At 54.8% G+C, this 25,750-nt stretch carries 29 protein-coding genes and 5 pseudogenes; 15 read left to right on the forward strand and 19 right to left on the reverse strand.

The window, feature by feature from the left end; genetic code table 11:
• Positions 1-170: 170 nt before the first annotated feature.
• A pseudogene (locus ACR3EH_RS21985) lies at positions 171-485 on the forward strand (transglutaminase-like cysteine peptidase); the annotation flags it as partial.
• 497 nt (positions 486-982) lie between these two features.
• Here ACR3EH_RS21985 and ACR3EH_RS21990 read toward each other — a convergent pair.
• A complete protein-coding gene (locus ACR3EH_RS21990; protein WP_171676669.1) occupies positions 983-1,399 on the reverse strand; it encodes a MerR family transcriptional regulator in 417 nt (138 codons plus the stop codon).
• A gap of 73 nt (positions 1,400-1,472) precedes the next feature.
• Between ACR3EH_RS21990 and ACR3EH_RS21995 the strand changes: the two genes are divergently transcribed.
• The 4 genes from ACR3EH_RS21995 to ACR3EH_RS22010 all read left to right on the forward strand — a co-directional run bounded on the left by ACR3EH_RS21995 (position 1,473) and on the right by ACR3EH_RS22010 (position 4,505).
• Positions 1,473-2,102 (forward strand): cation efflux transmembrane domain-containing protein, encoded by a 630-nt coding sequence (locus ACR3EH_RS21995; RefSeq protein ID WP_171676671.1) that lies wholly within the window; start codon positions 1,473-1,475, stop codon positions 2,100-2,102.
• Positions 2,103-2,176: 74 nt separating this feature from the next.
• Positions 2,177-2,644, forward strand: coding sequence for a DUF411 domain-containing protein (locus ACR3EH_RS22000; RefSeq protein ID WP_171676673.1), 468 nt, complete (start codon positions 2,177-2,179; stop codon positions 2,642-2,644).
• A 38-nt stretch (positions 2,645-2,682) separates the two neighbouring features.
• Entirely contained in the window at positions 2,683-3,228 is a 546-nt protein-coding gene (locus tag ACR3EH_RS22005; RefSeq protein WP_171676675.1) for a c-type cytochrome, read from the forward strand.
• 614 nt (positions 3,229-3,842) lie between these two features.
• On the forward strand, positions 3,843-4,505 hold the full coding sequence (locus tag ACR3EH_RS22010) for a L,D-transpeptidase (protein WP_171676677.1): 663 nt from the start codon (positions 3,843-3,845) through the stop codon (positions 4,503-4,505).
• Positions 4,506-4,547: 42 nt separating this feature from the next.
• Here the strand turns inward: ACR3EH_RS22010 and ACR3EH_RS22015 are convergent, their stop codons facing one another.
• A complete protein-coding gene (locus ACR3EH_RS22015; RefSeq protein ID WP_171676679.1) occupies positions 4,548-4,820 on the reverse strand; it encodes a hypothetical protein in 273 nt (90 codons plus the stop codon).
• Between the two features lie 785 nt (positions 4,821-5,605).
• On the opposite strand from ACR3EH_RS22015, the pseudogene ACR3EH_RS22020 reads away from it, so the two are divergent.
• Positions 5,606-6,933: pseudogene (locus ACR3EH_RS22020) on the forward strand (heavy metal translocating P-type ATPase); the annotation flags it as partial.
• A gap of 3 nt (positions 6,934-6,936) precedes the next feature.
• Positions 6,937-7,341 (forward strand): hypothetical protein, encoded by a 405-nt coding sequence (locus tag ACR3EH_RS22025; protein WP_480634885.1) that lies wholly within the window; start codon positions 6,937-6,939, stop codon positions 7,339-7,341.
• A gap of 52 nt (positions 7,342-7,393) precedes the next feature.
• Here ACR3EH_RS22025 and ACR3EH_RS22030 read toward each other — a convergent pair whose 3' ends face one another.
• The 7 genes and pseudogenes from ACR3EH_RS22030 to ACR3EH_RS22060 all read right to left on the reverse strand — a co-directional run bounded on the left by ACR3EH_RS22030 (position 7,394) and on the right by ACR3EH_RS22060 (position 11,828).
• Positions 7,394-7,558 (reverse strand): hypothetical protein, encoded by a 165-nt coding sequence (locus ACR3EH_RS22030; RefSeq protein WP_170481525.1) that lies wholly within the window; start codon positions 7,556-7,558, stop codon positions 7,394-7,396.
• Between the two features lie 99 nt (positions 7,559-7,657).
• Positions 7,658-9,024: pseudogene (locus tag ACR3EH_RS22035) on the reverse strand (peptidoglycan DD-metalloendopeptidase family protein).
• Positions 9,021-9,647: an SCO family protein gene (locus ACR3EH_RS22040; RefSeq protein WP_171676685.1), complete on the reverse strand. Its 627-nt coding sequence runs from the start codon at positions 9,645-9,647 to the stop codon at positions 9,021-9,023. Before ACR3EH_RS22040 ends, ACR3EH_RS22035 begins: the two are co-directional and overlap by 4 nt.
• Positions 9,647-10,090: a copper chaperone PCu(A)C gene (locus ACR3EH_RS22045; RefSeq protein WP_171676687.1), complete on the reverse strand. Its 444-nt coding sequence runs from the start codon at positions 10,088-10,090 to the stop codon at positions 9,647-9,649. The genes ACR3EH_RS22040 and ACR3EH_RS22045 overlap by 1 nt, the downstream gene beginning before the upstream one ends.
• A gap of 54 nt (positions 10,091-10,144) precedes the next feature.
• On the reverse strand, positions 10,145-10,804 hold the full coding sequence (locus ACR3EH_RS22050) for a DsbA family protein (protein WP_171676689.1): 660 nt from the start codon (positions 10,802-10,804) through the stop codon (positions 10,145-10,147).
• Entirely contained in the window at positions 10,801-11,223 is a 423-nt protein-coding gene (locus ACR3EH_RS22055) for a disulfide bond formation protein B (RefSeq protein WP_171676691.1), read from the reverse strand. Before ACR3EH_RS22055 ends, ACR3EH_RS22050 begins: the two co-directional genes overlap by 4 nt.
• A gap of 5 nt (positions 11,224-11,228) precedes the next feature.
• The gene (locus ACR3EH_RS22060) at positions 11,229-11,828 is read right to left on the reverse strand and encodes an SCO family protein (protein WP_371810752.1); all 600 of its coding nucleotides are present in this window, start codon (positions 11,826-11,828) and stop codon (positions 11,229-11,231) included.
• A 177-nt stretch (positions 11,829-12,005) separates the two neighbouring features.
• On the opposite strand from ACR3EH_RS22060, the gene ACR3EH_RS22065 reads away from it, so the two are divergent.
• Positions 12,006-12,434 carry a MerR family transcriptional regulator gene (locus ACR3EH_RS22065; protein ID WP_170424832.1) on the forward strand — a complete coding sequence of 143 codons (429 nt, stop codon included), beginning with the start codon at positions 12,006-12,008 and terminating at the stop codon, positions 12,432-12,434.
• Positions 12,435-12,531: 97 nt separating this feature from the next.
• Positions 12,532-13,291 (forward strand): annotated as a pseudogene (locus tag ACR3EH_RS22070) (transglutaminase-like domain-containing protein).
• Positions 13,292-13,493: 202 nt separating this feature from the next.
• On the opposite strand, the gene phnE reads toward ACR3EH_RS22070, so the two are convergent.
• From phnE to ACR3EH_RS22095, 5 genes are read right to left on the reverse strand one after another with little or no spacing between them, the layout of a single operon-like run.
• Positions 13,494-14,237 (reverse strand): phosphonate ABC transporter, permease protein PhnE, encoded by a 744-nt coding sequence (gene phnE / locus ACR3EH_RS22075; RefSeq protein ID WP_171676695.1) that lies wholly within the window; start codon positions 14,235-14,237, stop codon positions 13,494-13,496.
• Positions 14,237-15,007 carry a phosphonate ABC transporter ATP-binding protein gene (locus ACR3EH_RS22080; RefSeq protein ID WP_171676697.1) on the reverse strand — a complete coding sequence of 257 codons (771 nt, stop codon included), beginning with the start codon at positions 15,005-15,007 and terminating at the stop codon, positions 14,237-14,239. The genes phnE and ACR3EH_RS22080 overlap by 1 nt, the downstream gene beginning before the upstream one ends.
• Entirely contained in the window at positions 15,004-15,864 is an 861-nt protein-coding gene (locus tag ACR3EH_RS22085; RefSeq protein WP_171676699.1) for a phosphate/phosphite/phosphonate ABC transporter substrate-binding protein, read from the reverse strand. The genes ACR3EH_RS22080 and ACR3EH_RS22085 overlap by 4 nt, the downstream gene beginning before the upstream one ends.
• Positions 15,864-16,253, reverse strand: coding sequence for a hypothetical protein (locus ACR3EH_RS22090; RefSeq protein ID WP_480634879.1), 390 nt, complete (start codon positions 16,251-16,253; stop codon positions 15,864-15,866). The genes ACR3EH_RS22085 and ACR3EH_RS22090 overlap by 1 nt, the downstream gene beginning before the upstream one ends.
• The gene (locus ACR3EH_RS22095; protein WP_480634880.1) at positions 16,220-17,716 is read right to left on the reverse strand and encodes a cytochrome c peroxidase; all 1,497 of its coding nucleotides are present in this window, start codon (positions 17,714-17,716) and stop codon (positions 16,220-16,222) included. Before ACR3EH_RS22095 ends, ACR3EH_RS22090 begins: the two co-directional genes overlap by 34 nt.
• A gap of 116 nt (positions 17,717-17,832) precedes the next feature.
• Between ACR3EH_RS22095 and mntR the strand changes: the two genes are divergently transcribed.
• Together mntR and ACR3EH_RS22105 are read left to right on the forward strand one after the other, a co-directional pair.
• Complete coding sequence (gene mntR / locus ACR3EH_RS22100) at positions 17,833-18,285, forward strand: manganese-binding transcriptional regulator MntR (protein ID WP_171676701.1); 453 nt, start codon at positions 17,833-17,835, stop codon at positions 18,283-18,285.
• A gap of 472 nt (positions 18,286-18,757) precedes the next feature.
• Complete coding sequence (locus tag ACR3EH_RS22105) at positions 18,758-19,255, forward strand: L,D-transpeptidase family protein (protein WP_171676746.1); 498 nt, start codon at positions 18,758-18,760, stop codon at positions 19,253-19,255.
• A 417-nt stretch (positions 19,256-19,672) separates the two neighbouring features.
• Here the strand turns inward: ACR3EH_RS22105 and ACR3EH_RS22110 are convergent, their stop codons facing one another.
• The 4 genes from ACR3EH_RS22110 to ACR3EH_RS22125 all read right to left on the reverse strand — a co-directional run bounded on the left by ACR3EH_RS22110 (position 19,673) and on the right by ACR3EH_RS22125 (position 22,854).
• On the reverse strand, positions 19,673-20,206 hold the full coding sequence (locus tag ACR3EH_RS22110) for a hypothetical protein (RefSeq protein WP_480634881.1): 534 nt from the start codon (positions 20,204-20,206) through the stop codon (positions 19,673-19,675).
• A complete protein-coding gene (locus ACR3EH_RS22115; RefSeq protein WP_480634882.1) occupies positions 20,155-20,625 on the reverse strand; it encodes an autoinducer binding domain-containing protein in 471 nt (156 codons plus the stop codon). The genes ACR3EH_RS22110 and ACR3EH_RS22115 overlap by 52 nt, the downstream gene beginning before the upstream one ends.
• 208 nt (positions 20,626-20,833) lie before the next feature.
• Positions 20,834-22,102, reverse strand: coding sequence for a helix-turn-helix domain-containing protein (locus tag ACR3EH_RS22120; RefSeq protein ID WP_171676704.1), 1,269 nt, complete (start codon positions 22,100-22,102; stop codon positions 20,834-20,836).
• Positions 22,103-22,467: 365 nt separating this feature from the next.
• Positions 22,468-22,854 carry a hypothetical protein gene (locus ACR3EH_RS22125; RefSeq protein ID WP_171676706.1) on the reverse strand — a complete coding sequence of 129 codons (387 nt, stop codon included), beginning with the start codon at positions 22,852-22,854 and terminating at the stop codon, positions 22,468-22,470.
• A 483-nt stretch (positions 22,855-23,337) separates the two neighbouring features.
• Here ACR3EH_RS22125 and ACR3EH_RS22130 point away from each other — a divergent pair, with 483 nt between their 5' ends.
• The 3 genes and pseudogenes from ACR3EH_RS22130 to ACR3EH_RS22140 form a co-directional block, all read left to right on the forward strand.
• Positions 23,338-23,694 (forward strand): hypothetical protein, encoded by a 357-nt coding sequence (locus tag ACR3EH_RS22130; protein WP_171676708.1) that lies wholly within the window; start codon positions 23,338-23,340, stop codon positions 23,692-23,694.
• A 152-nt stretch (positions 23,695-23,846) separates the two neighbouring features.
• Complete coding sequence (locus tag ACR3EH_RS22135) at positions 23,847-24,158, forward strand: thermonuclease family protein (RefSeq protein ID WP_171676710.1); 312 nt, start codon at positions 23,847-23,849, stop codon at positions 24,156-24,158.
• Between the two features lie 799 nt (positions 24,159-24,957).
• Positions 24,958-25,301: pseudogene (locus ACR3EH_RS22140) on the forward strand (lytic transglycosylase domain-containing protein); the annotation flags it as partial.
• On the opposite strand, the gene ACR3EH_RS22145 reads toward ACR3EH_RS22140, so the two are convergent.
• Positions 25,259-25,546: a hypothetical protein gene (locus ACR3EH_RS22145; protein ID WP_480634889.1), complete on the reverse strand. Its 288-nt coding sequence runs from the start codon at positions 25,544-25,546 to the stop codon at positions 25,259-25,261. The pseudogene ACR3EH_RS22140 and the gene ACR3EH_RS22145 sit on opposite strands and share 43 nt — an antisense overlap.
• 34 nt (positions 25,547-25,580) lie before the next feature.
• On the opposite strand from ACR3EH_RS22145, the gene ACR3EH_RS22150 reads away from it, so the two are divergent.
• Positions 25,581-25,750: VirB3 family type IV secretion system protein (locus ACR3EH_RS22150; protein WP_480634887.1), on the forward strand; the 170-nt coding region annotated here is incomplete at its 3' end.

Consider the following 25,750-nt stretch of genomic DNA (forward strand, 5'->3'; position numbering starts at 1 on the left):
TTCATCGATCTTGATAGAAAGATTGAAGCGCCGTCGGGGGCCAAATCACTATGCAATGATTACTCTTGGGCGTGCGCGAAAACTCGTAGTTCTGGACTGTCCGAGGCGCAGGAAAAGCAGATCGTTAAAACGATCAACATGCGCGTCAATCGGAGGATCGCGCCGTTTCGGATCAAAGCCAATATGGTACAAAGGAGTACTGGACCCTGCCGACACATGGATCAGGAGATTGCGAAGACTTCGCTTTGCAAAAGAAGTTTGAACTTGTGCAGAACGGTTTGGATCCTACGAAGCTACTAATTGCAACTGTCTTGGACACCAATCGCAGTGGCCATGCTGTTCTAGTCTATCGCTCGAGTGAAGGCGATTTGGTTCTGGACAATGTTACCAACAGGATCAAAACGTGGAAGGAAACAAAGTATCTATTCCTTCGAATACAGGACCCGATTCACCCTGACCGTTGGGTGCAGATTGCTAACGGCTAAAAGTAAATGTGGCGCGCCACAATAAGCACTGGCCCTTTAACTTCTGGTTCTTTGCGGCGTTCAGTTGAGGTCTCCGCTTTTTCTTTCGATCAGACTTTCACCGTGTAAGTAACCGGCCTGCGGCGGCAACACTGGAAAGCGCGATTTTGGCGCCGTTCACGATGCCCGGTTCGATATGCACTTTCTTTCTCCCAAAGCCTCACCCGGCGCCTAACGGTAGATCTCCTGACTCGCGACTGAACGCTCACGGAAATGGGTCATTTACGGAATTGGCACCATTGAGCTCACCGCGCCGATTCCCCGTCTTATTCCTTTGGCTTGCATCGCCGGAAATCGAAAACATGTAAGCCCAATTGGCCCGAAGCTGCGTATTTGAGCGTCAGGTGGAACAAGAGAATAAGATGTGTAACTTTGGTCATTCGCGGCACCACGCATGAGCTTACGCAGAGCGGACAAAACAGTCTTTCGCAGCGACTAAAGCAATGTCCGCTCATAGTTTAGTGATCGTGGTGACACAGTTTATGATCGGCAAGAGACGCGAGTACATAGCAGTTCTCTGACCCCCCCTCGTTATCACAGCCCTTCGAAATCCGAATTAGCTCTTTTTCAAGTGCCCGTAGTCGTTTGATCTTTGCTCTTACTTCGGAAAGTTGTGAGACGGCGATGTCCGTCGCGGCTTGGCATGAACAATCCGGGTGGCCTTGAAGCACAATCAATTCGGAGATCGCTTCAATTGAGAAACCAAGATCGCGCGCATGTTTGATGAAACTTACACGCTCCAGCCCTGCCATATCGTAGCGCCGTTGGGCGCCTTCGGTGCGTTCTGGTGCGGCAAGTAGGCCCATCTCCTCATAGTAGCGGATAGTCGGAACTTTGACCTTCGTGCGCTTGGAAAGCTCCCCGATAGAAAACATGAAAATACCTCTTGAACCTCTAGTAACTAGAGACACTACACTATGGTTACGACAGATACAAAAAGGCTTCCCAATGTCAGGATGTTGCGCACACAACGCCAAATTCGACGGGGTATCAGACGACTACAAAAGGCGGCTGTGGATTGTCATTGCTCTGAACGCGGCGATGTTCGTCGTCGAGATGACTGCTGGTCACTATGCAAAGTCTCAGGCACTTCAGGCCGACGCTCTAGACTTCCTTGGGGATGCTTTGACCTACGGTATCTCGCTGGCAGTGATCGGGGCTTCAATCCGTGCACGCACCAATGCCGCTCTGGCCAAAGGGGTGAGCTTGCTGCTGATGGGTCTTTGGGTGTTTGGATCGACCGTGTACCGGGTGTTCTATGTCGGAGTGCCGGAGGCCGAGATCATGGGCATCGTTGGCTTTTTCGCTCTTATGACCAATCTCGCAAGTGTTCTCTTGCTCGTCCGTTACAAGGACGGCGATGCAAATGTGCGCTCTGTCTGGCTATGTTCGCGTAATGACGCCATTGGCAATGTGGCCGTTATGTTTGCAGCTTTAGGCGTCTGGGGCACAGCTAGCGGTTGGCCTGACCTGATTGTTGCGGCGGTCATGGCAACGTTGTTTCTTTCCTCTGCTTTCCAGATCGTGCGCCAAGCGCTCGCCGAGCGCCGGGAAGTTGGCGAACATCAGCATGTTTGACGTGGATCATGACCTTTGATCTCGAATGATGCGAAATTGACTCAATTGAGTTGGAAATACAAAGGGCTCTCACTATGGACCTGAAACGCCGCCAAGTACTGACTTACGCCGCTGGCTTTGCCAGCACAGTACCATTTGCCGTGTTTGCGCAAGACACGCCTTCCATCCATGTTCTCAAGGATCCGAACTGCGGCTGTTGCCAGGTTTGGATCGACATCCTACGGCAGGAAGGCTTTCGCGTTACCGAGGAGCGCAGCTTTGGAACACAGCTTGTCCGCCACAAATTGGACAACGGCATTCCCGAAGAAATGATGTCCTGCCACACAGGCGAGATCGATGGCTATATGATCGAGGGGCATGTGCCTGTTGCCGACATTCGTCGTCTGCTGGAGGAGCAACCCAATGCTGTTGGACTTGCTGTTCCTGACATGCCCTACGGTTCCCCTGGGATGGGGCCGGAAGATCGTCGTGAGGCCTACGACGTGTTTTTGATCCTCAAGGACGGTAGCACCGAGGTGTTCAAGAGTTACGAAGCGGCCTGAGGCGACGTTCATCGAGCGGAAACAGTAAGGAGGAGAAGATGACGAAGCTTGGATTACGCACTCTTGCCTTGAGCGTTCTGTCTATCACCATTGCTACAGTGGGTTGCGCACAACAACAACGAGGAGATTGGTGGGGTCACGGGCCAATGGGATCTAACCACATGAGGTCTGAGCACATGCGTGGTTGGGGGCACGGCAATATGGGGCCTGGCCAGCAGCAGCGCATGCAACGACATTGGACGTATATGAACGAGGACGTGCCCGCAGCCTACCGCGGGGCTCGGAGCACCATTCGTGCAACGCCCGAGAATGTTTCGGAGGGCAAGACGCTATACACGGAAAACTGCGCAAGCTGTCATGGAGCTGAGGGCTTGGGCGATGGTGAAGCCGGACGTTCGCTCGTGCCCTCTCCCGCTCTCCTACGGTGGTTCGTTCAGATGCCGATGTCGGGGGACGAGTACCTTCTTTGGGCAATTTCCGAGGGCGGCGAACGCTTCGGAACAGACATGCCAGCCTTCAAGGAAGCGCTGAGCGAAGAAGACATTTGGAAGATCATCGTTTATATGCGTGCGGGGTTCCCTTGATCTGTCGTCAATCTGTTGGTTTTTGATGAGTGTTTTTGCTGTCGATACAATGACGACAATTCTCAGCAGGCATAAAGCTGACAATGCGCCATTCTAGTAAGTTTCACGGAAGCAGACATTTATGTACGTCGCAGCACGAGCAGGTTAGGGCTCTATCGTTTAATCCGCCGCGCCATGAGCGAACGGCGGCTGTCAGTATCGCGTCACAAAAAGGTAGACCCGTAGGAGACATGCGAATGTGACGAATTATGCTGTCTCAAATGGGTCGATTTCTCCCTAATGTGACAGTCTTCAAGCCTCGCAGACTCAAAAGTTACACATCATAGCTGCGTGTTCACGTCGTGTTCCTCATAACGCCCAAATACGCAGCTTAGGGCCAATTGGGCTATGTAGCGGCTACAATAGAAATTTCGGTTCTTGCAGTTGTATTTATTACCAAATCCAAAGCAAACTCGATCAAAGCAGTGGTTGCGCAACCGGCAACATGATCGACTGGATAAACCAAGTGTTGCCTAAAACCTCTTGAAGCTCTAGCTGCTAGAGGCTTTAAGACTCGAATTTGATCGCAAAAAGGCGATGCAACCACATTACACTTGTGAACCAGGACGAGACTTATGCTGACACGGCGCCATTTCATTCAATCAACCACAGCACTGTTCTCGGCGTCTGCGGCCAGTCCATTGATCGCCAAAACATGGCCAACCTCGTCGCAAAAGACCTATTGGGACAGCCAGGTCACGCCATTTGATTACGATCCAGCGACCTCAAATCCATGGGGCGTTCATGACCGTTTTTTACCACGACGTGTCGTAGCAAATGATGGTTTGGTTCCTGGTGACATCCATGTCGATGCCGTCGCGCGCTATCTTTACCATATCGAGGAAGGCGGGACAGCAATGCGCTATGGCGTAGCGATCGCGCGTGGGAATCTTTACGAGCCCGGTACCTATGCTATCCGGCGCAAGGTCGAGTGGCCACATTGGACGCCAACGGCTTCAATGATCGAGCGCAACCCCGAATACGCGGAATTCCGGGATGGCATGGAACCCGGGCCAAGTAATGCTCTCGGCTCTCGAGCTCTCTACCTATACGTTGGGGGTCGAGATACATATCTCAGAATTCACGGCACACCTCAGCCCAGAAGCATCGGTGGTCGCGCAAGTTCTGGATGTGTGAGAATGATCATGGCTCATATCAATGATCTCTACCCAAATGTAAAAATCGGCTCGACCGCTTTTCTATACTCGGCCGAAGATAGCGTCAAAGCCCGCTCTTAAATATTGGGCAGCGTATACGGACTTCGCTGCTCTCTTTTTTGATCAGGCGTCGCGCGCAGCGCAGATCGGAGCGCCATTCGTCGCGCGCAGTGGTACCAATGTCGTCTCGACAGGTCCGCTGTGCTCATACCAGAAGCAATTGTCATCTGGTAAAAGGCGTGCCGTAGCCAGATCCTGCCCCGGCCCTGCCAGCGCAACGACCGAATCTGGCAGATTGCCTGGTTCGAGTGCTTTACTCTTGCCCTCTGTGAATTGGGCTGAGCAACCGGCAGTAATCGAGACTAACGTGATGGTAATTGCGATCCGTTTCAGCATTGACCTGTTCCAAATTTTTTTACGTCTTCTGCAACTAGGTTGCACCCACACGGCCAGCCCGCAAGAAGGAATGAAGCATCAATATCGCGGGCAACGAACCGGATTGAAAAAGATTGAAAAAGGTATTGAAGCTCTAGTTGCTGTAGGAACTATTTGCAAAGGACCGCAGAGATTCTTGAGGTCTAACTATGTCATCCGATACCCACAACCACGACCATGGCCACGAAAATATACAAGGTCACAACGCGTGCGGCAGTAGCGGGTGTGGTGACATCGCGCCCTCCGGTCCGATTCCCGAAGGTGGCAGAAGCTTTCAGGTCTCTGGCCTAGATTGCGCCGAAGAGGTTGCGATCCTGAACCGGGTTATCGGCCCGAAAGTTGGTGGTGAAGAGCATCTCGCTTTTGATGTCATCAACGGTCGAATGACGCTTCTTGAAAGTTCTGCCAAGATATCTGACGAAGATGTCATGCTGCTGGTTGCCAGCACCGGTATGACCGCCAAACCTTGGGATGACGGAAATGCCGCCCAGGATCAGGCGACGCATATTGCGCGGCAGCGGCGGTTCACCGCACTCAGCGGAGGGTTTTGGGCGGCAGGTTTTGGTTGGCACATTTTCGAAACAGGCATGGGCGGTGCGCTCGGGCTGTTTTCGGGACATGGTGAGGTTCCGATGCCTTTAGCCGAGGCCTCTTTGTTCGCAGTCGCGATCTTGTTTGGCGTCTGGCTGGTGGCCCCCAAGGCCTGGTCTTCGGCGCATCGACTTTCGCCGGATATGAACCTTCTGATGGTTGTTGCCGTCGCTGGTGCCATCGCTCTGGGTGAGTTTTTTGAAGCGGCAACTGTGGCTTTTTTCTTTTCGCTCTCTCTTTATCTGGAAAGCTGGAGTGTCGGACGTGCTCGGAACGCGGTATCCGCGCTGCTTGATCTGGCCCCCCCGACGGTTCGGCTGGTTCGTGCTGACGGCTCAGAGGCAACGGTCCCGGCGGCGGATGTCTTTGTCGGCGACAGCTTCATCGTTCGGGGTGGGGATCGCATTCCACTTGACGGCGAAGTCATCGAAGGGGCGGGTGCCGTTGACCAGGCTCCAATCACAGGTGAAAGCGCGCTGATTCCCAAAGAGCTGGGTGATGAGGTCTATGCCGGCACAATCAATGGTGAAGGCACCCTCAAAATACGTGCAACGAAAACAGCGTCCGATACCGTGCTTGCCAAGATCATCCGGATGGTCGGTGATGCTCATGCTCGCCGTGCGCCGGTTGAGCAGTGGGTTACGAAATTTGCGCGAATCTATACGCCCATCGTTATGGTCGTCGCAGTGGCTATCGCCCTGATCCCGCCGCTTGCATTTGGCGCATCGTGGGGCTTCTGGTTTTACAATGCACTTGTTCTTCTGGTTATCGCCTGCCCCTGTGCACTCGTCATTTCGACGCCGGTTTCAATCGTTGCGGCTTTGACCGCTTCGGCCCGGGCCGGGGTTCTGATTAAGGGCGGTGCATATATCGAAGCCCCCGGGCGTACCTCCGCACTGGCCATGGACAAGACCGGCACGATCACCATGGGCGAGCCCGAAGTGGCCAATGTGTATCCGCTGGGCGACGCATCCGAGCAGGAGCTGTTGGCAAGCGCTGCCAGCCTTGAGGTTCGATCTTCACACCCGCTGGCCCGCGCCATTTTGACCAGGGCAGAACAGACCGACATTTCGATATCGGCGGCTGCAGACATCCAGACCGTTCCCGGTCGTGGTCTGGACGGCCGCACCGAGCGCGGAGGTATCTGGCTTGGCTCCGACCGCTTCGCTGAAGAGAAGGGCTTTGGCGCGTCCATCCCTGCCGAATTGCGCAACCAAATTGAGAGCGCGGGAAGCACACTTGTGGTTGTCGGGGATGAGAACGGAGTCACCGGCTTGCTTGAGCTGCGGGACCGCATTCGCCCCGAAGCCCGAAACATTGTGGCCCGGCTCCACGCGCAGGGCGTGAAGTCGATCATCATGCTGACAGGTGACAACGAACAAACCGCGAGAGCGGTGGCAGCCGAAGCCGGTATCGACGAAGTCGGGCTCAGCTTCTACCGGAAGACAAGGTCGCTGCGATTGAGGAACTGGCAGAACAGCACGAGATGGTTGCGATGATCGGCGATGGCGTCAACGACGCGCCTGCGATGGCTCGGGCACATTATGCAGTTGCGATGGGTGCAGTTGGGTCTGATGCTGCGATTGAGACCGCAGACATTGCTCTGATGACTGATGACATCGCTAAAGTACCCTGGCTGATCGACCATTCACGTCGAACCATGTCGATCATCCGTCAGAACATCGGCTTCTCACTTGCGACCAAAGCATTGTTTGTCACTCTGACGGGTTTTGGTTTGGCGTCCATGTGGGGGGCAATCGCCGCGGATGTCGGAGTGTCCTTGCTGGTCGTGGCCAATGCCTTACGGCTTCTGAAAGCTCCGGAAGATCACACCGCCCAGACTGCGGCAAATACCCTTGGCTCGCAGGGAATAGGCGCTGCGACCACATAAGAGTGGAAGCCGGACTTCAAGGTGTCCGGCTTTCGCCTCGCTTACTGGCGCGTTACATCAGGCGCACAACTGCGATCGAAAGAAAAAACGCCACCAGGCCAAAAGCGATGGCATATCCTGTAGCGTATTGAAGAATATCAAGGCTGTTGCCATTCCGGCGCTTTGCCAGGACCCCACCCCAAACGGCGCCAACCAAGGCCCCCGCGATTGCCATCATTTTACATCCTCTGATTTGGTTCTTCTGGAGTGCAGTCCGCTTCAGGCGCGCATACCTGCAAACTGATAGCCGCGCTCCTGAAGCCGTTTTAAGAAACTCTCACGAACTAGATTCGCGTTTTTTTGCGACGGGATTGCCCAGCTGTTCCTCAAGCTGTGCCCGAGCATTTCTTAAGCGTTTTCGCGCTGCTTCGCTTTCAACCTCGTTGTTCGCAGCGGCAGCAAGTCGATCGTCAGAAAGCGGGTCCGTTGGGCGCCCGTCAACCAATACTTCATAATGAAGATTGGGGCCGGTCGCAGTGCCGCTCGACCCGACACGGCCAACCATCTCGCCAGCCTCCACGCGCTGACCTTTGGATAGACCTTCGGCGGTTGCGCTAAGATGCGTATATCGCGTGACCGTGTCCGATCCATGAGCGATTTCCACCACACGCCCATACCCCCCGCGCCAACCAACATAGGATACCCGGCCCGGAGCTGTCGCATGTACCGGCGTGCCGCGTGCAGCAGCAAAATCGACACCTGTATGCATCCGCACATTGCCGTAGACCGGGTGTTTTCGCCGACCAAAGACTGAACTCAGGCGCGCGCCTTCGACGGGTTGGGCAAAGACACGAAGAAGTTCACCATCAACATAGATCGTGGCGCGACCGTTGTCGTCGTCTGGCCATGCTATTTCGTAAAGCCGATCATCAACTTCCAGCGCCGCAAAAATGAGCTCGGACTGGCCTACCTTCTCGCCATCAATGCTCTTTTCACGCCAGAGAAGCCGAAGCGTTTCGCCACCGGTCAGATCGCGTCGAAAATCCACTGTGCCGCTCAGCATTTGAGCGAGATCCACCGCAAAACGAACCGGGATCTTTGCGCTGCTCAGAGCATTTGAGATCGAAGTTTCGATCTCTGTTTTGCGGGCCAGAATGACAGTGTCGGGTTCCGGTGAGACCACGCGCGTGGACAACGTCTCGCTAAGTGTCACTTCAATTCTCACGCCATCGTCCACGGCGAGCTCCACACTCCGCAGTTGATCCGCTGCCGTTGCAACGACTGTTATCGAGTGACCCGGCCGCAAGCGCCGCAGTCGTATTCAGCGCCAAGTGCAAGTGCGATTTCGGCGCGATCGGTTGCGTCGATCCCCGCGTCAGACAGCATACTGTCGAGTGTGTCACCCACTGCAAGCTCGCGCGTCCATGTTCGTGAAGGTGGTTCAACAGGTGGCAAAGGTTCCTCTGCCTGAATGGGTTCCGGCTGAGCAGGTCGAATCGATACGGGGCTTGGAGCGAGTTCTGCCGATGGTACGTTCAGCAACGGAGCCGATGTGATCTGCGGTTCCGCAGGAAGTTTGGGCACCTGAAAGACCGTGGGCGCAGGCGCCGTCATTTCAGACCTGTTCGAGGCAATGAACATGATCGAAGCAATCGAGACGCTGCTGATCGCGATCGCCGAGGTTGCTAGAAATCGTGCGTTCATGATGTTGTATCCGCTCCACTTTTCAAAGCGCGGCGGATCTTGGGTACAGCGAATTCTTTCTGCTCATGATAGTCGATGGTGCTGACAAATTCGCCTGTGGGGCTAAACAGAAATACACTTGCAGTGTGGTTCATTGTGTAGTCGCCATCTTCCATTGGAACTTTTTCATAAGTGGCGCGAAAATCGTCCGCGGCCTGAGCGATTTGGTCCGAAACGCCGACCCATCCGCGAATTGCCGGATGAAAGTAGCTGACATAATCGGCCATGGCTTCAACGGTGTCTCTTTCAGGGTCTACAGTTATGAACACGACGTTCACCTCATCCGCGTCATTGCCCAGATCATCCAGCCAGAGGGAAATATCTGAGAGTGTCGTCGGGCAAACATCCGGACAGTAGGTAAAGCCGAAGAACACCATTGTTGCACGTCCGACCAGCGATTGCGGGGTGACGGTAGTCCCTTCGTGATCGACCATGCGAAAACTCATGCCCGACAACGCAAGGGGACGAAGGCGATCAGATTGAGCCGCTCCCGGCCCATCCACTTGCCACCATCCAGCAAAGAGTGTCAGGCCGATTACACCAAGTCCAGCAGCCCCGAATTTGAGAACGCGTCGCCGCTGCATCAGTTCCCAGGGCCTCGCGCAGCAATGCCAAATATCGGCACGTTGACAGTCTTTTCTGCGCCATCGGCAAAGATAAGAGTCAGCGTAAAGCTCTCGCCTTCGGTCATAGGGCGTTGCAGCCGCATGAGCATTGCGTGGAGCCCGCCCGGCTCAAGCGCTACGGAACCGCCCGGCGCAATTTCCAGCTCGCCAGCTGGTGCCATGGAACTGACGCCCTCTGCATTGGTCGATGTCTGATGGATCTCGGGCATCATCGCAAGATCGGTGCGGATAGACGTCAGCGTTACGGCCTCGTTGCCGGTGTTGCGGATCGTCATGTAAGCGACGCCAGGTCGGTTGGTACCAATAGAAGCGCGCGACCAGGCATCTTCAACGACAACATCATCGACCCCTGCCAGTACCGGTGCCGATAGAATGGCCGTCAGACCGAATGCACTTAGCATTCCTGCTGGAAATGTATTTTTTGCAGTGAGTCTCATAGTACCTCTCGCTACTGCTCAGCTTTGCAGTGCTGCAACTTCTGCAGCGACCAGGCGTCTCAATTCAGCCTCACCAAACGGATCCAGAGATTTGCCATTGACGAAGAATGTCGGAGTTTGCCGTATACCGACCGCTTCGACATCAGCGCGATCCTGATTGAGCACACCGACTGTCTGGGGTGCGAGCATTTGTGCCTGCGCGGCCTCGGCATCCAGTCCCGCTGCTGCTGCAATTCGAATAATAAGACCAGGTTCAGGCGCACCATGCGCGGCCCATTTGGGCTGCTCTCGCAACACGGCTTCCAGCACTGGTTCAAAGACCCCCTGCATGCGTGCCGCTTCAAGCACGCGGATCGCCTCCTCTGAGCCCTCGCCATGGAAAGGGGTGTACCGGATCACAACGCGCACGGCGTCTCCATGCTGTGCCATGATGTCCTTCACGACCGGATGAAAGGCGCGGCAGGCTTCACAAGCCGGATCGAAAAATTCGACGATTGTAACCGGTGCGTCCTTTGGGCCGAGAACAGGCGAGTAGGAACGGATAAGTGTTTCAGCGATTTCGGGTGCGACAGGCTCGGTATTGCCTGAAGCGGTCGTTCGGTTCACGTACCAGGAAGCGGCTCCGAATCCGGCACCACCGAATGCGAGAACGGACAAAATCAGGCCACGTCTGTTCATACTTGTTTCTCCTTGAGTGAAAGGGCGCACAGAACGCCGATTAGCGCGAATGAAACGAGCGCCATCAGCGGAATCGGGATGCCCAAAACACTTTGATTTGCGTCCGTGCAGGACGGACCACTGGCCGAGCATGGTTGGATTTTTTCGGGGATTAGACCAGCATACAGGCCCATGTGCCACAAGGCGACAGCAGCGCCCCCCAATGCCAGTGCTATCCCATATCGGCCCACGTTCTGGTCCTGCCACCACAGGCCAAGCCCCAGTACGATCGCCAATGGGAACATGAACGCACGCTGGAACCAGCACAGCACACAGGGCGTCTGCCCCAGGATCTCTCCAATGAACAGAACAGAAAGAGACGCAACCAGGGCAATCGCCCAGGCCAGGCCAAGAAGTGTATCTTTGGAAAACCGGGACATGGTGCTCAGAGTCTCTGTTTCAGATCCGCAAGAATTTCTTCGGCAGGCGTGCCATATGACCAGGACTGAACGAATCCAGCGTCCTTGTTGAACAGAAACAGATGAGAGGTATGCCCCATCGTATAACCGTCCGGCGCAGTGGCTTGTTCGATCCGTTCGTAGAAAATCGGAAAGGTCTTGGACGTTTGCGCAATCTGTTCTGGCGTGCCTGTAAGCCCAATGATCCCCGCATCGAAAAGTGGTATATACTCGGCCAGGACGGTCGGAGTGTCGCGCTCGGGGTCGATGGATATGAAGATAGGTTGCACTTGGGTTGATTGATTTCCCAGACCTTCCTGCACTGCTGCCACCTCGGACAGTGTTGTAGGGCAAACGTCGGGGCAGTTGGTGAAACCGAAAAACACCAACATCCACTTGCCTGCAAAGTCGTTCTGGGTACGGACAACACCAGAGTGATCTGTCAGTTCGAACCTGGCTTCGAACGGAACAGACCCCTCCTCAATCCGCGCAGGTCTATATTCTGACCACAGCATCAGATAGGCAAATGCCACCGTTGCGACACCAGCCAGTACCCATAAGATTTTTTGAAATACGGTCAGTTTCAAAGTTAGCCGTCCGCCTGTGATTCTTGGTTCAGAACGGCATGTACACCCTCTACCTGCTAGAGGTTCAAAGGGGATTTTGAGCCTGCGGCTGGGTGTCACAGGTCCACCGTCTAGAAGGTGCTATTGTGCGGCGTCAACCCGAGCCTACATAAGCTGTAGCTTTGTAAGGAGACCCAGATGCTGACGATCGGAACGCTTGGAAAAAAGACCGGAACCAAGGTTCAGACGATCCGCTACTACGAGCAGATCGGACTTATGCCGGAACCGGGGCGCACCGAAGGTGGCCAGAGGCGTTACGGCCATGCCGAACTGGATCGCCTTGCATTCATCCGTCATTCCCGCCAATTGGGGTTTTCGCTTGAGGCGATACGCGAACTGCTTGATTTGTCCGACGATCCGGATCGCCCATGTCATGAAGCCGACAGTATCGCGCGCCGACAACTCAAACAGATTGAGCAAAGAATGGCGCGGCTAGAAGCGTTGCGGACCGAGCTAGAGCGCATGGTGCATGAATGCAGTGGCGGCAACACCTCGGATTGTCGCGTTCTCGAAGTTCTACGCGATCATTCCGAATGTCTTACTGATCACGAAGACATCGGCGCCTAACTCCGGGCAGCGTTATTGCGAACTGGAATTAGCCTCTTGAAGCTATAGTCACTATAGCAATTACAAGTCTTTCTGAGTTGATTCGACGAGAGACCAAATGCTGAACCGAGACCCGTTGCTAACCGCCACACCTCTGCTTGATTTTGAAACACCCGCAATTTTGGGGCTCATAACTGAACGGAGCTGGCCCGATCTGCCTGTATTGGATCGAATTGGCGCTATTTATGATTTCGTGCGTAACGAGATTGCCTTTGGTTACAACCGTGCAGACGATATCCCGGCGTCAGAGGTACTCGCCAATGGCTATGGGCAATGCAATACCAAGGGCACTCTTCTGATGGCACTGTTTCGCGGCAGCGGTATCCGATGCCGTTTGCATGGCTTTACGATCCACAAAGAATTGCAGAGGGGTGTGGTTCCCGAGCTTTTCTATCCGATGGCGCCGACGGAGATTGTGCATTCATGGGTCGAAGTCGAAGCAGAGGGTACGTGGCTAAAGCTGGAAGGCTTTATTCTGGATGAGCTTTTCTTACGCGTGTTGCAGCAGACATTTCCCAAAACAGAAAGCCTGTGTGGGTATGGTGTGGGGACGGATTGCCTGAGCGATCCCCAGGTCGAATGGGAAGGCCGTGACACATACATTCAAAGAAACGGCATCGTGCAGGATTTTGGGGTCTTTGACTCCTGACTCCTTCTATGTCCGTCACAGGCAGAACTTTGGCTTTTTCCGTGAACTGATGTACCGAGTCGTCGTGAGGCATTGGATGAACGCACGTGTCAGAGCACTACGCACTGGCAGGCTGGTAGCAATTGTTTCGGCAACACATTCCCATGGAAACAGCGGTGAATCCGTTTGAACGCTAGATTGGAACCAAGAATTTTCCTCAACGCAGGCGATTTTCAATCAATCAAGCAAGCTTGAGGCTTTAACAAACCAGCGTGAGGGCGTGTGTAGCAGACTACACCGTCCCGGTTTCAAGCGAAGCATCCAACCTTCAACCGCGATGGAAGAAAAGGAAAGACGCGAGCCTTTTCTTTGGAGAATTCGGAAATTCCGGCTTAGTTGAATCGTTTTTGCAAGGCCGTATTCAGCGCCTCTGACAATAAAACCAGAACAATGATTGCCAACGTCACGGTCGCAGCCTTTTCATACTGAAACGACCGTACATAGGTTTGCACATACAACCCGATGCCACCGGCACCGACAATGCCCAGTATCAGGCTTTCGCGCAGATTTAGTTCAAACCGAAATACGGTATCGCGCATGATCACAGGCGCCATCTGCGGCCAGATCGCCCAACGCAACTGTTGAATTCTGTTGGCTCCCGCGCTTTCAAGCGCCGCCACAGGAGCGATAGCAACGTTGTCGATGGCTTCCGCATAGAACTTTGCCAACATGCCGGTCGCGTGAAATGTGATTGCCAGAATACCGGGAAGTGGACCCAACCCAACAGCGCCCACCATTAGCATAGCGACCAGGATCAGCGGGATCGAACGGATAACCGCAAGCAAGGCACGGACGGGACGCCAGATCGCTGGTGACACCATAGTTTCAGACGCCAGAACGGCCAGTCCCGCGGACAGGATTACAGCAAACAATGTTCCCAGAATGGCGATCCTCAGTGTCTCGGCCAGCCCCGTCAGAACCTCGCGCCAAACGGACAGGTCAGGTGGAATCATACGCCCCAGAAACTCTGCCAGACGGGGGCCCGCGCCTGGCAGCTTGCCCAATCCCATATCCCCGCTGGTCAACGACCATAGGATCGCCAGTGCCAGCATGACCCAAATGACAGATCGGCCCATCAACTGACTACACGCAGCCCCGATGTGACACCGGCACCGTGATACAGTTCATCGATGTCCCCGTTGGTCAATTGAGCCGACGGTTTGTCGAACAATACCACGCCATCTCGCAGGCCTATGATGCGCTCAGCAAAGCGGCGCGACAGGTCTGGCTGATGCGAACTGAAAATGACGCCGATTCCGCGGCTACGTGCAGAGCTGGTGATCAGGCTCAGAATTCGTTCGGCGTGAGCAGGATCCAAATTGCTGACGGGCTCATCCGCAAGGATCAACTCGGGTTCTTGTGCCAGACATCTGGCAATCGCAACGCGCTGCCGTTGTCCACCCGACAACTGATCGGCACGGCGGCTTGCCAGATCGGACAGCCCCGTATCCTGAAGCGCTCGTGTCACGCACATATGGTCCTCTTCCCGGAACCGACCCCAGAGTGAGGACCAGATATTCATCCGGCCCATCCGACCGTTCATCACATTCTGATAAACACTCTGCCGATCAACCAATGCGAATTCCTGGAAGACAAAGCCAGTATTGGCACGGTCCTCGCGGGATGGAATTCCTGTTGCCAAAAGTGGCTGGCCCAAAACCTGAGCCTCGCCCTGCCAACCGCTCAAACGACCGTCCAACAACGCCAGCAACGTTGATTTGCCCGCACCCGAAGGACCGAGTAGCGCGACGCTTTCACCGGGCTGCACTGATATTGAAACATCTGTAAGAGCTGCCGCACTGGCAAAGTGCTGCGATACCGCGTTGAGTGAAACTACAGGGTTCATTTCAGAAACCCATACCGCCGCGCAGTCTCGCGCACGCCCTCGTAAACCGATGGATCAGCAGGAAGATAGCCATCCGGGCCATAGAGGTAGGCCAACAGATGACGGTTCTCACTCTCGTTGAGGCGCAGCATGGTTTCAATGAACTTTGCCTGCAGCCCGGCGTCCAGATCAGGGCGGGCAATGATTGCGTGGCTGGGAATTTGTTCTGATTCCGCCAGCACCTTGACCTCGGCCTGCTGATCCGGGGTCAGATAGAGATCGGCATACTGGCTTGCGCCTGCCGCATCGACCAGTCCGTTGGCCATGGCCTGCATCGCTTGCTGATATCCGCCAGCAAAGAATTTCTGCCCGAAAAAGCTGTCGGCATCGCCCGTGCCCGCGAACAGCCCGGCGCGCACAAACAGATCAAGCGGATAGATGTAACCGGATTCCGAGACCGGATCGGAAAAGGCGATGTCACGTCCCCGGAGATCGGCCAGCGTTTCGATTCCGCTGTCACGCCGCACGAAGACCCGGCCCGAATAGCTGGGTTGCCCGCGATAAACCTCGGACAATAGCGGTACGGCGCCGATCTGGTCTTCGGCCAACACAAAGGGCAACGCTCCCATGAACGAGATATCGGCATCACCGTTGCGCAGCGCCTCAACGGCAGCAGCGTGGTCGAACGTGACAAACCCCGTGACCGGGACGCCCATCTGCTCTGAAAGCCAGCCGGTGATGACGTTGATGTCACCCAACAGCTTTTCGGGGTTCTCCTGCGGGATGAAGGCCAGCTTCAGCCCCTGGTCAGTTGCAGCCATTACGGGCATGGCTGCAGATGCGGCTGCAGCGACCAGAAAATTGCGGCGCGACAACATCAGAACATCCTCTCGTCAATTTCGGCCTGCATGGACTTGAACAGTTCCCACTGGCGGATGGCTTCGGTCCAGTTTCCTTCGGCGCTGGCATCGCCAACCGCTCGCAGGATCGCGGCGAATTCGTAGATTTCGGGCTTGGCGTTCTGATTGACCATGACACTGGCATCCGCGGCCAGATCAGGAGCTACCGTGTCGATCAGAACCGCTATGTTTTCGGCATCCTGCATCGGCAGCAGGGTATCGAGCGTACTGGCGAATGTCGTCAGCTCTTCCCAGGACAAGCGGAATACGCTGTTGCGACCTTCGAATACTTGATAGGGGTCTTCACCGTCTCCAACAGCTTCGACGTAGGCCGTCAGATCTGCGCGCTGTGCTTCGTCCAAACCCAAATTTTGGTATCATTGAACCAGTCAACAACGCTGGCCAGCGTCGGCAGCGATCCGTCATGCATGTAAGGTGCAGTGAAATTGACGTTGCGCAGCGTCGGGGTTTCGAACGCAGAAGCCGTGCCGCCGGGGAATGGTGGTTCAGCGCTGCCGATGTCGTAGGTCAGACCATCGCGGAACTGACGGTCAGGCGTGTGACACGAAGCGCAGGATTTGTCACCAAGTCCGGCAAATTTGGTGTTGAACAGCAACTCCCCGCGCTTGGCGGCATCTGACGCCAGATCGGTCAGCTTGCCGGACCGGTCGATCTTTGGGTTGGGAAGAAAGTCGAACTGTTTGACATAGGCTTCCAGCGCGTCCAGTTGGAACGGCGTTGGTTCCTTTCCCGCGAATTCGGTCACAATCACATTTCGGATGAACCGGCGCAGGCTGGGTTCGCGCCCGTCGCGGCCATAAGGTGCGGTAAAGCGGATGCCACGCATAGAAGGCGTGTCCAAGTGATCATCGGTCCGGTCATTGAACATTGGATTGAAAAACGATCCGTCCACATCCATCCCACCCGGATGGGATGAAAGGCCCGGAATGAAGAAATCCCGGTTCACGTCGGAGCGGTTGTGGCAGGTCGAGCAGGCGATGCCCAACTCACGCGCCGGGCCGCCGAAGATTTCGGGGCTGTCGAACAGCATGTCACCGTAGGCCACCAGCGGTAGATTAGCTTCATCCTCACCCGCCTCCTCAAACTGAAGAACCAGCCGCGGCAGCTGCGCCTGATCTCCGATGTTTGACCCTGGCGGCAGCGTGGCGGGCATTGTGATTTGTTCGCCGGAAAGCACAACTGTTTCAGGCAGCGGTGTTAACTTGTCGCGTTGGGCATACTCGGATGGCAGATAGTTGGCACGAATATAGGCAGCGACAATGGCCTGAGCTTCTGCAAATTGGTCGGCATCCACCGTTTGGGCGCCGTTGCCCAGTACTCCTGCGCTGCCAAGGGTGGAGTTCAGAACCAGCCATGCCCGACCCAGGTCGCGAGCCGCCGACGTGTCCGCAGCCTTGATACCATCTTCGAATGCGCGGAACAGAGCAGCCGCTTGCGCGACCTCGCGGGCCGCCTCAGGCTGACCCAGCGCGGTCTTTGCGACATCCAGATGGCGCAGGATTCCCTCCGCAATGGCAGTTGTGCTTGCTTCGAACAGCGCCTGCCGATCTTCGGCTTGCATAGCTTGGTTGATCGCAAGCGCTTCGTTGTCGGAGACGCGTGATAGGGGAGCGACCTGAATGTCACTGCCAGGTGCGGGCGAAGTCCAACTCCTCTCAATTTCATCCCAGGGAACCGGGGTTAGGTTCCCCATGAACAAGGTCAGTCGATACGCGGCAGCGCGTGGGGCCCAAGGCGATTCTTCAATCGCCGTGGCATCCGCGATCACTGGCAGTGCGCAAAGAAGTGTGGACGCTATCAGATGTTTCATAGCACTGTCTATTAAAGTTAGCCTTGTCTAATTTAATGATGAAGGCATGCTCATTGTCAAGCTCGGCTTTCAGGTGCATACACTGGAGACTAGACCAGCGACGTAATCATGAGCCGATGACCGAAACAAAACCGGTAAATTCAGATCGTAGTATTGATACCCAGGCGAGCGGGTTTGAGGCTGTGCGACAGGCCCACCAAAGCGAAATGGTTGAAGACTACGTTGAACTTATCGCGGAGCTGATCCATCAGAATGGCGCGGCGCGCCCGGTCGAAATAGCCGAGCGATTGGGCGTGACCCAACCTACGGTTTCCAAGAATTTGGCTCGTTTAAAACGAGAGGGTTTCATTGAGCAAATACCCTACCGCTCACTTCAGCTGACCGATGCCGGGCGTCAATTGGCGGAAGCTTGTAGAAGGCGTCACCGGATTGTCGTGGAGTTCCTGATCGCCTTGGGCGTTTCACCGGAAGTCGCAGAGCATGACGCTGAAGGCATTGAGCATCATGTAAGTGACGAAACTCTTGCAGTGTTTGAACGGTTCGTTGGGCGGGCCGATGAAGCAAAGTAGAAGCAAATAGAGCCTCAAATATGTTTGCGAAATTTGGCAGATCTAATTTCAGATCGACAGAGATTGTCCTAAGTTGCAGCTAGATAGTGACGCTATCTGAGGGTGAGTGGCCCGCGGCACGAAACTACGTGGTACCTGAAAATCGACACAGGTGCAGCGTAGTGAACGAACCCTTAGAACAAGAATCCAATTCGGTAGACGATCTGGCTCACTTAATAATCGGCGTTAAGATTTCCAGCGGCAAAATATCTGAATAAAGCAGCGATCTCCATACTGAATGGGCGAAACTAAAAGACTGCGTAAGAATAACATATGTCGAAATCAAAGTGGCACTCATTGCACTGCTGACGAGGTGGCCACAACTGATCAGTTAGTTTTCGGTTCCTGTCCTAGCGAGATCCAATACACCTTTGTTCAACTGGCCTTTAGTGGTATTCTTTTGACAAAAATCAAAATGAGCCGAGCAGTTCCTATGAAAAGACGTCTGTTTCTCTCTGGCTGCATAGCCGCCTTTTTGTCTGGCTGTGCAAGCAAGTTCCGTACTTACAATGGGCCGGTTGTGACTCGGCTTCGACTATACAAAGGGCAGCGCCTACTTATCCTCGATGGTAGTGAGCGTGTCTTGCGAACTTTTCCGATTGGACTCGGATTTGCCCCCGAAGGTCACAAGCAATTCGAAGGAGACGGGCGAACACCTGAAGGCTCCTATGTAATTGACCGTCGCAATCCCGAAAGTCTTTTCCATCTTTCAATCGGAATCTCTTATCCGAACGAGGCGGATTCTGCGTTTGCCCGAGCTCGGGGTCGTTCTCCGGGCGGTGATATTTTTATACATGGCGGCCCTCGCCCTGGAATTGATCCCACGAACAAGCGTGACTGGACCGCAGGGTGCGTCGCTGTCACAGATCAGGAGATTGAAGAGATCTACGCTATGGTCAAAGACGGAACGCCAATCGAAATCTATTCATAGAGGGACAGGTTCCAAATAGACAACGATTGCGGACTTGCCTTGGCGCTACGTTGACGGCGTCAGAAGCTATTACTGGAGCTTTCACGGCCAACGCCAGACTCGCTGTTTCGGCGAACTGGTAAGCACGTCCTGTGAAACCACGCTGGGCAAGATCCTCCGTTATACTAGGGCATTGCAGAGATACGGCCTCAATCTCCAATTTTTGGCTGTTCGAACGAAGGTGACAGCGTCTACTGCCTTCGCGTCTAAGGGCTCTGTAGTCAAGCTTTGAACGTGACGCATTTTCAGCAGAATAGGAGATTTAGAAACCAGAGTTAGAGTGAGCTCTACTACGGTGGCACAGCGGCGTAAGGTAAATTATGTGAAACATGCACCTGCGGGCTTTTTCAAAGACAAAGCAGTGCGTTTTAGCCGAATTCAGAGATACCTAATCCGCAATCTTTGATCACGGTTACACGCAAGTTCCTCGACCACCTCGTTTGCACTCAAGTTAAACTCTCTCGCGAGATCCGTGATCTGGACCGGCTGAAAGCTATCAGCGTTCCGAACCAGTCTGCCGTCTTCAAAAGCGATAAACTCGTGAGACCTGCCACCCCAACGGACAATCCCACCGCATAGTCGCTGACTTTCCATATTGACCAGTTCGGCCACAGGGTCGGCAAAGAAATCGCTCCACTTAAGAAATCCAGTACTGACTGCCCGCGCCACTGCTTGTTCAATCGTCCGGCTTTTGAGCTTGGTGGTGATTGAAGCAGTCAGTGCCTCTAACATTCGCGAAGAATGCCCCGTCTGCCTGGCAATGACAGACGGTATCAAACCCGACGCGAGCATCTTCAACACATCCAGCTCATCGCCTGACAGGGAATCCGAGGGAAAGTTGAATACAGTTTCAATGACATCTAGGGCAAGCAGGTGCAGAACCTGTGCCTCATGGCGCAGGGCAGGGAGCATTTTCGCGACCAATGCGTCCCATTCGGTGCGAGGAGCATTGGACGTGACGGTAAATACGCCCCGCTCCCGAAGGGGTTGATAACCGGAATGGAAAGACCGTTACGTCCAACGCCAAATTTTCGGGCTGCCTCAAAAAGCGCTGCGTAGTCAGCCTGGTTGTCGAACACTGACCAGTCGATCGGTGCGATCATTGTGGCGCCAAACCGAATGAGGGGATCGGCCAGAACCAGATCGTTGTCAACGTAATACCTGACCCATTCGGCTGAAAACGTGGTGCAGCCGTGGACAACGTTGTGATGTTTGTCGATATGGGCATAGGAAGCATTTTCCAATCCAAACCTTTGGCAAATCTCCTGGAGGCGTGCCTCCCCGGTTTGCCGGAAATCCAGTTCAGAATTGCCAATATCTGCGATTTTCATAGGTCGTCTTTCTGTTCCGCGTCGCCTTCGCGACCCAGTAGCAACCTAAAGCCGAACAAACCACTCGGGAATTCCCGTAGCCAATCATAGGTTTGTATACAGTTCTGTTCTGGAGGCGGAAACAGAGCAAAATCTTGCCGGTGAGGCCCATGAATTTGCGAAGCTGGCAACATACCAACGAGCAGGGTTGGAGCAACGATCTCGTATCCTAGCGAAGCCCGTCGTCCTCCTCCCGCGCCCTTCGCGCCAACAGCCCCATGAAACTGGAAATCAGGTTCAATTCACCTCGTTCATCCGCCTTAACCATTCCGCGAAGATATCCGCCCGGATTAACCACGGGCGGCAGCCGCGGATCACTCAGCCTCGCATCCGTGACCACTCCAGCCACGATTGCCCCCATGATGGTCAACCGTTCGATTGCCGCATGCCAAGCGGAGATATTGGTGCCGATTTCCGAAAGCCGGGACCAAACGCCGGTCTCGATCGCATAGAGTGTCGGAGAGGAATTCTGAACTCCACCCCCGGCAATATCGATATGCATGCGCAGCTCAGGTGAGGCCAGGTCATACAGGATGTGATTGTTCACCCGAGGCAGGTTTTGGGCCTTGCATGATATCAGATCCGTCGGATGATTGCTTTCTAAGCAATTCGGAGGGCCGTCAGGCCCAGAGCCAGAACAATCTGGTTCCGAGGCTTCAGCCGAGGACATTGTTACTTCGCCATCGGCGTTACAGGACAGAATTTTTTCTTCAATATGGTCTTGTATATGGGACCCGAAACCAGCTTCGGGTTCACCCGAAATTTCACCGGGTTTTGCGATATGATCTTCGATCCGCTTCCAAAGGTCGTGAGCCGCCTGAACATGTAGCCTAAGCGCCTCCAGCGACATGTATTTCAGCTTGTCGGCGCGCGGCCAGGATCGAAATTCCTTCATCATGTCTTCCACGCCGTCAGGAGGGCAGGGAAGTGAAGTAAGCACTGCGAGGCTGCACTTTACATATCGATAAAGCCGTGATCGATCACCGCGCAACGCATCATGCTCTTTCTTCTCGGCCTTGCTCCGCACTTCTGCGTCGCGCATCTCGGGAATGAGGTTCAGGGCAGGGGTCAGGAATAGGCCAAGCCCCTTGCGCTTACACCGCGCGCCATTAGCGCCGAGCCTGCGCTCGATCAGGCCAATGGCTTCCAGCTCGCGTTCATGATTGTGGATTGTCCGATCTGTCAATCCACGCCCGGCAATGAGTGTTTCCTGTCGCGCGTAGCAAAAGGGTTCCAGAGACGGGTCCCGAAAAGCAGATGGCGAGATCATGTCGATTATTATCTCATAGGTGCGAATACACTGGGCCGATGCGCCCCTGATCTGGGCATAGCATACACAGAGCTGCCGAAACCTGTCACGGTTCCAGCCTTCGGGAAGGCCGTTGTGGTAGCGTCGCGCACTTTGAAGTTTGGCAGATGAAATGTGCCGAAAGCTCATGGCTTTGGCCTCGCTTTTAAAAGGCCGGAATTGTCATCGCAGCTTCGCGGGGCAGGGTATTCGGTATGGTTCAACGGTCTCATGGTCTGCTTCTCATCGGGGAAGCAAGGCGCGTCGAACCTCAGCAAAAAGACAGAGAAAAACCGTTCGCACAGATGCGTTTATCCTTGTCAGAATTTTGGGAATTTCCTATAAATCAGGTGATCAAACTTGACTTAAGAAGATCCCCGCTGAGGCCCCGCCTTGCGGTTTTTTGTTTTAGGGTTTGGGGTGTTCCTCTGGCCCAGACGGCCTCGTTGCCAATGCGGCTGGCACGTTCACTGACTTCTGCAGTGGCAATGCATTCACCTACCAGGCAAACAACGTCAGTATCGGATGAGTTCGTAATCGCTGAACCCGAATATGTCTGTCCACTCAACACCAACACCGCGAAAGGTGCTGGGAGGCTCACATCGATTGCCAAGGGGCAGCCAGGCTGGGATTGGCGCGGGAGCCTGATCGGACCATTGAAAGCTTACGTTGTCGTCATAGCTACCAACGACCAGATCAAGCGAACGCTCGCAATCTCCCTCCCGTGACCGACGGCGATAGCTGTAGTGACGCACATCCCAAACCCTGATGGATCTCACAACGTCGAAATCGGGTGAGGAAAGATCGACGCTGATCGGTGTGGCTTGAAAGCTATCGCCGGACTGGCCATGAAATGCCTGGATTGCTTCTATCGAGATCGCAGCATCTACCAGCAATGGCACTGTCGTATCGTCAGATGGAAGCTCTGGAATAGGGCTGGCACTCGTGCGCTTGATAGCTTCCAGCCTTTCCACTGGACCCCGACCTGAGGTGTTGTGTGACGCGTTCATCGGACAGCGCCAGAGTTGGAGCGGGGGCTCGACCGGATAGGGTGTGATGCGCCGAATGAATTCCGCCCTGGCTGCGGTGCAATCGGGTGAAGCCTCCGGCGAGACAAAGAAATATCGCGCAGTCAATTGGATAGGCACTGGCCTGCGATGCCGGCAGTGTGGCGAGTGCGACTGCAAGGGCCTTCGCGCGAGTTCGATTTCCGGATTTTGAGTGTTTCAAGATGGTCTCTCCTGCTTGCGAATCGCTTAAGCAATATCCGGCCAATATATTTCTGACAATCCAATTTCGTATATTGGCTGACTTTCTTATATTGACGTAGATTGTGTTTTAGTCCACAACTTTTGGATGTAGAAGACGGCCCATAGGGGGTCGTCATGGCGGACAACAAGAGACAATACACTGTGGTAACCATCGAGATGGTCCGGGGCCTGAAAGAGGATCAGGTTCCCTTTACATGCCGCTACGAATTTATCGGACTCGCTTCCCTTGGACGACCTAAGTACCACTGCATATACAGCTCACCGAATTATGTCGGGGCCTTGTGCAAGTCGAAGATCTCACGCGCGGGGGCTGAGCCCAGAGAGTTCGATCTTTGGCCGGGGCTTTTTAAGCATCACCAGGAATTTGGGGATGGGCGCATTCTCTGCGTCAAGTCGGATTATACGATCGAGTCGATCACTCCGGAGGGTCTCGAAGCAGCCCAAGCCCTGGACGCGGAATCCAAAACCTAACGACTGGCCACGCGCGAACGAGCTGCCGCCTTGTGTCTTTGGGTTGCGCGCATGAGACGGCTCTTGCTTCTCAGCGCTGTACTCACGTCTTTGTTCATTGCTGCGGTTTGGATTGAACCAACTAGGCAAACAAAAATCTTGGCGCATCTGAGGTGATCGCCGTTGACGGCGACACGATCGACCATGGTGACGACCGGTATCGGCTTGTTGGGTTTGATGCGCCTGAGACCTTCCGCGCACAATGCGACGCCGAAAAAGCTTTGGGACTGAGAGCCAAAGATCGCCTGAGGGAAATCATTCAAACCAACGGCCAGGTGGAATTGGAAATTAACCCGGAAATGGACAGGTACGGCCGCCTCCTCGCGACCGCGCGTGTCAGCGGAAAAGAGGTTGGATCAATCCTGATTTCTGAAGGCCTCGCGCGCCCATACGCGGGCGGAAAACGCGGGTCCTGGTGCGGTTAGACGAAAGGACTGAACGACGGCTTAAAGAAAAACTGAACAAAACCACCGAGCAGTGAGCGGTCCTGTCGATTGCGCCAACAACCGACAGGACAAGAAACGCCCCAAATCCATCCGGGCATTCCTCCAACATCAAGAGAACTGTACTATGGTAAAAACAGTAACCCCAGATGCCGATCCTAGATTGGACAGCACCGCGCCAGAGTCAATGGGTGCGACCCTGGACAAGGTATCTGCACCTCCGACCGCTTAGCGCTGACTGACAACCGAGGCGAGCAGGGTATCCCAACACTTCGGCCAAAGTTTCAGGCTGATTGATCCGAGCAAAACGCTGGCTTTCTACAAAGCCCGTGACGGGCACAGTGCTGTTTCGTGGCACCTGAATACCCGCTGCCCCGATGACCCAACGCCGCGCCCCATAATAGTAATTATGTAAAAACTACTGACCTAATTTGGAGGACAAATTAGTGACCAGCTCCATCAAAAGCTTCACCGAAAACAGATGTCGGATCAACGCCGTTTGGCCGTTGTTGGCATTCTTGACGGCGGCTTTGGGAACGGATGCCAGTGCACAGGTCATCGAATACGAACCGGACGGCAGCGTGTATCTGAACGGTGCGCGGGCAGAAATCGTTAATGGCATCGTCTGTCCAATCCGGATGCGCGAGTACACTCTCGATGAAAAACCGGAAGCTCCGAAGGCCAAGCCACAGAAAAGATCGAGATTGCGGGCAAGGCACCGCGGCCTCGCAGATCCTCGGGCGGCTGGTCGCAGGAGCGGATCGTTAAAGAAATCCACGCAGCGGCGGAACGCCATGACATTCCGGCAGAGTTGTTCATGGCGCTGGTCTGGCAGGAAAGCCGGTATCAGGCTGATGCTCTGTCGCCGGGTGCCTATGGCTTCGCACAGCTCATGCCCGGAACGGCGAAAGACCTGGGCGTGAACCCAAAGAACCCTGCAGAAAACCTCGACGGTGGTGCCCGCTATTTGGCGGCGCAGTACCGCGAGTTCGAACCTGGAAGCTGGCGCTTGCCGCCTACAACGCCGGGCCTCACCGCGTCGTCGAATACGGCGGCGTCCCCCCCTTCACCGAAACCCGCAACTACGTGCGGATCATCCTAAGCAAAGTGAGCACTTCCTCATGAAAAGAACCCACTTCATCCAACAGACCGCGTTCTTCGCGCTGGCAATGATTATCGTCAGTGCAGCTCCCGCCTCCGCTGGCTGGCTGCAAGATGCCATTGGCGATTTTATCAACGAAACGCTGGCCGACTCCAAGGTTGTTGGCGTCAGCCTTGCCGCTGTCGGCTTCATCTGGGGCTGTCTTGCCTATGTGTGTTCGGGGCTCGCTGAAGGGTCCAGTGGTCGCGATTGTTGTGGGTGCCGTCATTGGCCTTGCCGATACATTCATCGGAGCCTGATCGATGCCGCGCCGAAATACCGTCTTTCGCGGCCTAAGCCGTCCTGCAGAATGGGGCGGCCTACCCGTGATCTATCTGCTGGTGATCCTCGGGATGACCATGCTTTCGTTCTTCATGTTCGGAATAGCGCCAGCAATCATTGCGGGTTTTGCTTTCTACACCGTGCTTCGCCT

It is taken from the genome of Ruegeria sp. BG7 (genome assembly GCF_056535685.1).

Bases quoted from the DNA above. Each gene is read 5' to 3' on its own strand.
- ACR3EH_RS22015 (WP_171676679.1), bottom strand. From the start codon at position 4,820: ATGCTGAAACGGATCGCAATTACCATCACGTTAGTCTCGATTACTGCC.
- ACR3EH_RS22045 (WP_171676687.1), bottom strand. From the start codon at position 10,090: ATGCTAAGTGCATTCGGTCTGACGGCCATTCTATCGGCACCGGTACTG.
- ACR3EH_RS22080 (WP_171676697.1), bottom strand. From the start codon at position 15,007: ATGAACCCTGTAGTTTCACTCAACGCGGTATCGCAGCACTTTGCCAGT.
- ACR3EH_RS22065 (WP_170424832.1), top strand. From the start codon at position 12,006: ATGCTGACGATCGGAACGCTTGGAAAAAAGACCGGAACCAAGGTTCAG.
- ACR3EH_RS22000 (WP_171676673.1), top strand. From the start codon at position 2,177: ATGGACCTGAAACGCCGCCAAGTACTGACTTACGCCGCTGGCTTTGCC.
- ACR3EH_RS22130 (WP_171676708.1), top strand. From the start codon at position 23,338: ATGGCGGACAACAAGAGACAATACACTGTGGTAACCATCGAGATGGTC.
- ACR3EH_RS22110 (WP_480634881.1), bottom strand. From the start codon at position 20,206: ATGCTCCCTGCCCTGCGCCATGAGGCACAGGTTCTGCACCTGCTTGCC.
- ACR3EH_RS21995 (WP_171676671.1), top strand. From the start codon at position 1,473: ATGTCAGGATGTTGCGCACACAACGCCAAATTCGACGGGGTATCAGAC.
- ACR3EH_RS22040 (WP_171676685.1), bottom strand. From the start codon at position 9,647: ATGCAGCGGCGACGCGTTCTCAAATTCGGGGCTGCTGGACTTGGTGTA.
- ACR3EH_RS22095 (WP_480634880.1), bottom strand. From the start codon at position 17,716: ATGAAACATCTGATAGCGTCCACACTTCTTTGCGCACTGCCAGTGATC.
- ACR3EH_RS22115 (WP_480634882.1), bottom strand. From the start codon at position 20,625: ATGAAAATCGCAGATATTGGCAATTCTGAACTGGATTTCCGGCAAACC.
- mntR (WP_171676701.1), top strand. From the start codon at position 17,833: ATGACCGAAACAAAACCGGTAAATTCAGATCGTAGTATTGATACCCAG.
- ACR3EH_RS22085 (WP_171676699.1), bottom strand. From the start codon at position 15,864: ATGTTGTCGCGCCGCAATTTTCTGGTCGCTGCAGCCGCATCTGCAGCC.
- ACR3EH_RS22030 (WP_170481525.1), bottom strand. From the start codon at position 7,558: ATGATGGCAATCGCGGGGGCCTTGGTTGGCGCCGTTTGGGGTGGGGTC.
- ACR3EH_RS22055 (WP_171676691.1), bottom strand. From the start codon at position 11,223: ATGTCCCGGTTTTCCAAAGATACACTTCTTGGCCTGGCCTGGGCGATT.
- ACR3EH_RS22025 (WP_480634885.1), top strand. From the start codon at position 6,937: ATGGTTGCGATGATCGGCGATGGCGTCAACGACGCGCCTGCGATGGCT.
- ACR3EH_RS22145 (WP_480634889.1), bottom strand. From the start codon at position 25,546: ATGACGGCACCCACAACAATCGCGACCACTGGACCCTTCAGCGAGCCC.
- ACR3EH_RS22050 (WP_171676689.1), bottom strand. From the start codon at position 10,804: ATGAACAGACGTGGCCTGATTTTGTCCGTTCTCGCATTCGGTGGTGCC.
- ACR3EH_RS21990 (WP_171676669.1), bottom strand. From the start codon at position 1,399: ATGTTTTCTATCGGGGAGCTTTCCAAGCGCACGAAGGTCAAAGTTCCG.
- ACR3EH_RS22010 (WP_171676677.1), top strand. From the start codon at position 3,843: ATGCTGACACGGCGCCATTTCATTCAATCAACCACAGCACTGTTCTCG.
- ACR3EH_RS22105 (WP_171676746.1), top strand. From the start codon at position 18,758: ATGAAAAGACGTCTGTTTCTCTCTGGCTGCATAGCCGCCTTTTTGTCT.
- phnE (WP_171676695.1), bottom strand. From the start codon at position 14,237: ATGGGCCGATCTGTCATTTGGGTCATGCTGGCACTGGCGATCCTATGG.
- ACR3EH_RS22005 (WP_171676675.1), top strand. From the start codon at position 2,683: ATGACGAAGCTTGGATTACGCACTCTTGCCTTGAGCGTTCTGTCTATC.
- ACR3EH_RS22120 (WP_171676704.1), bottom strand. From the start codon at position 22,102: ATGAGCTTTCGGCACATTTCATCTGCCAAACTTCAAAGTGCGCGACGC.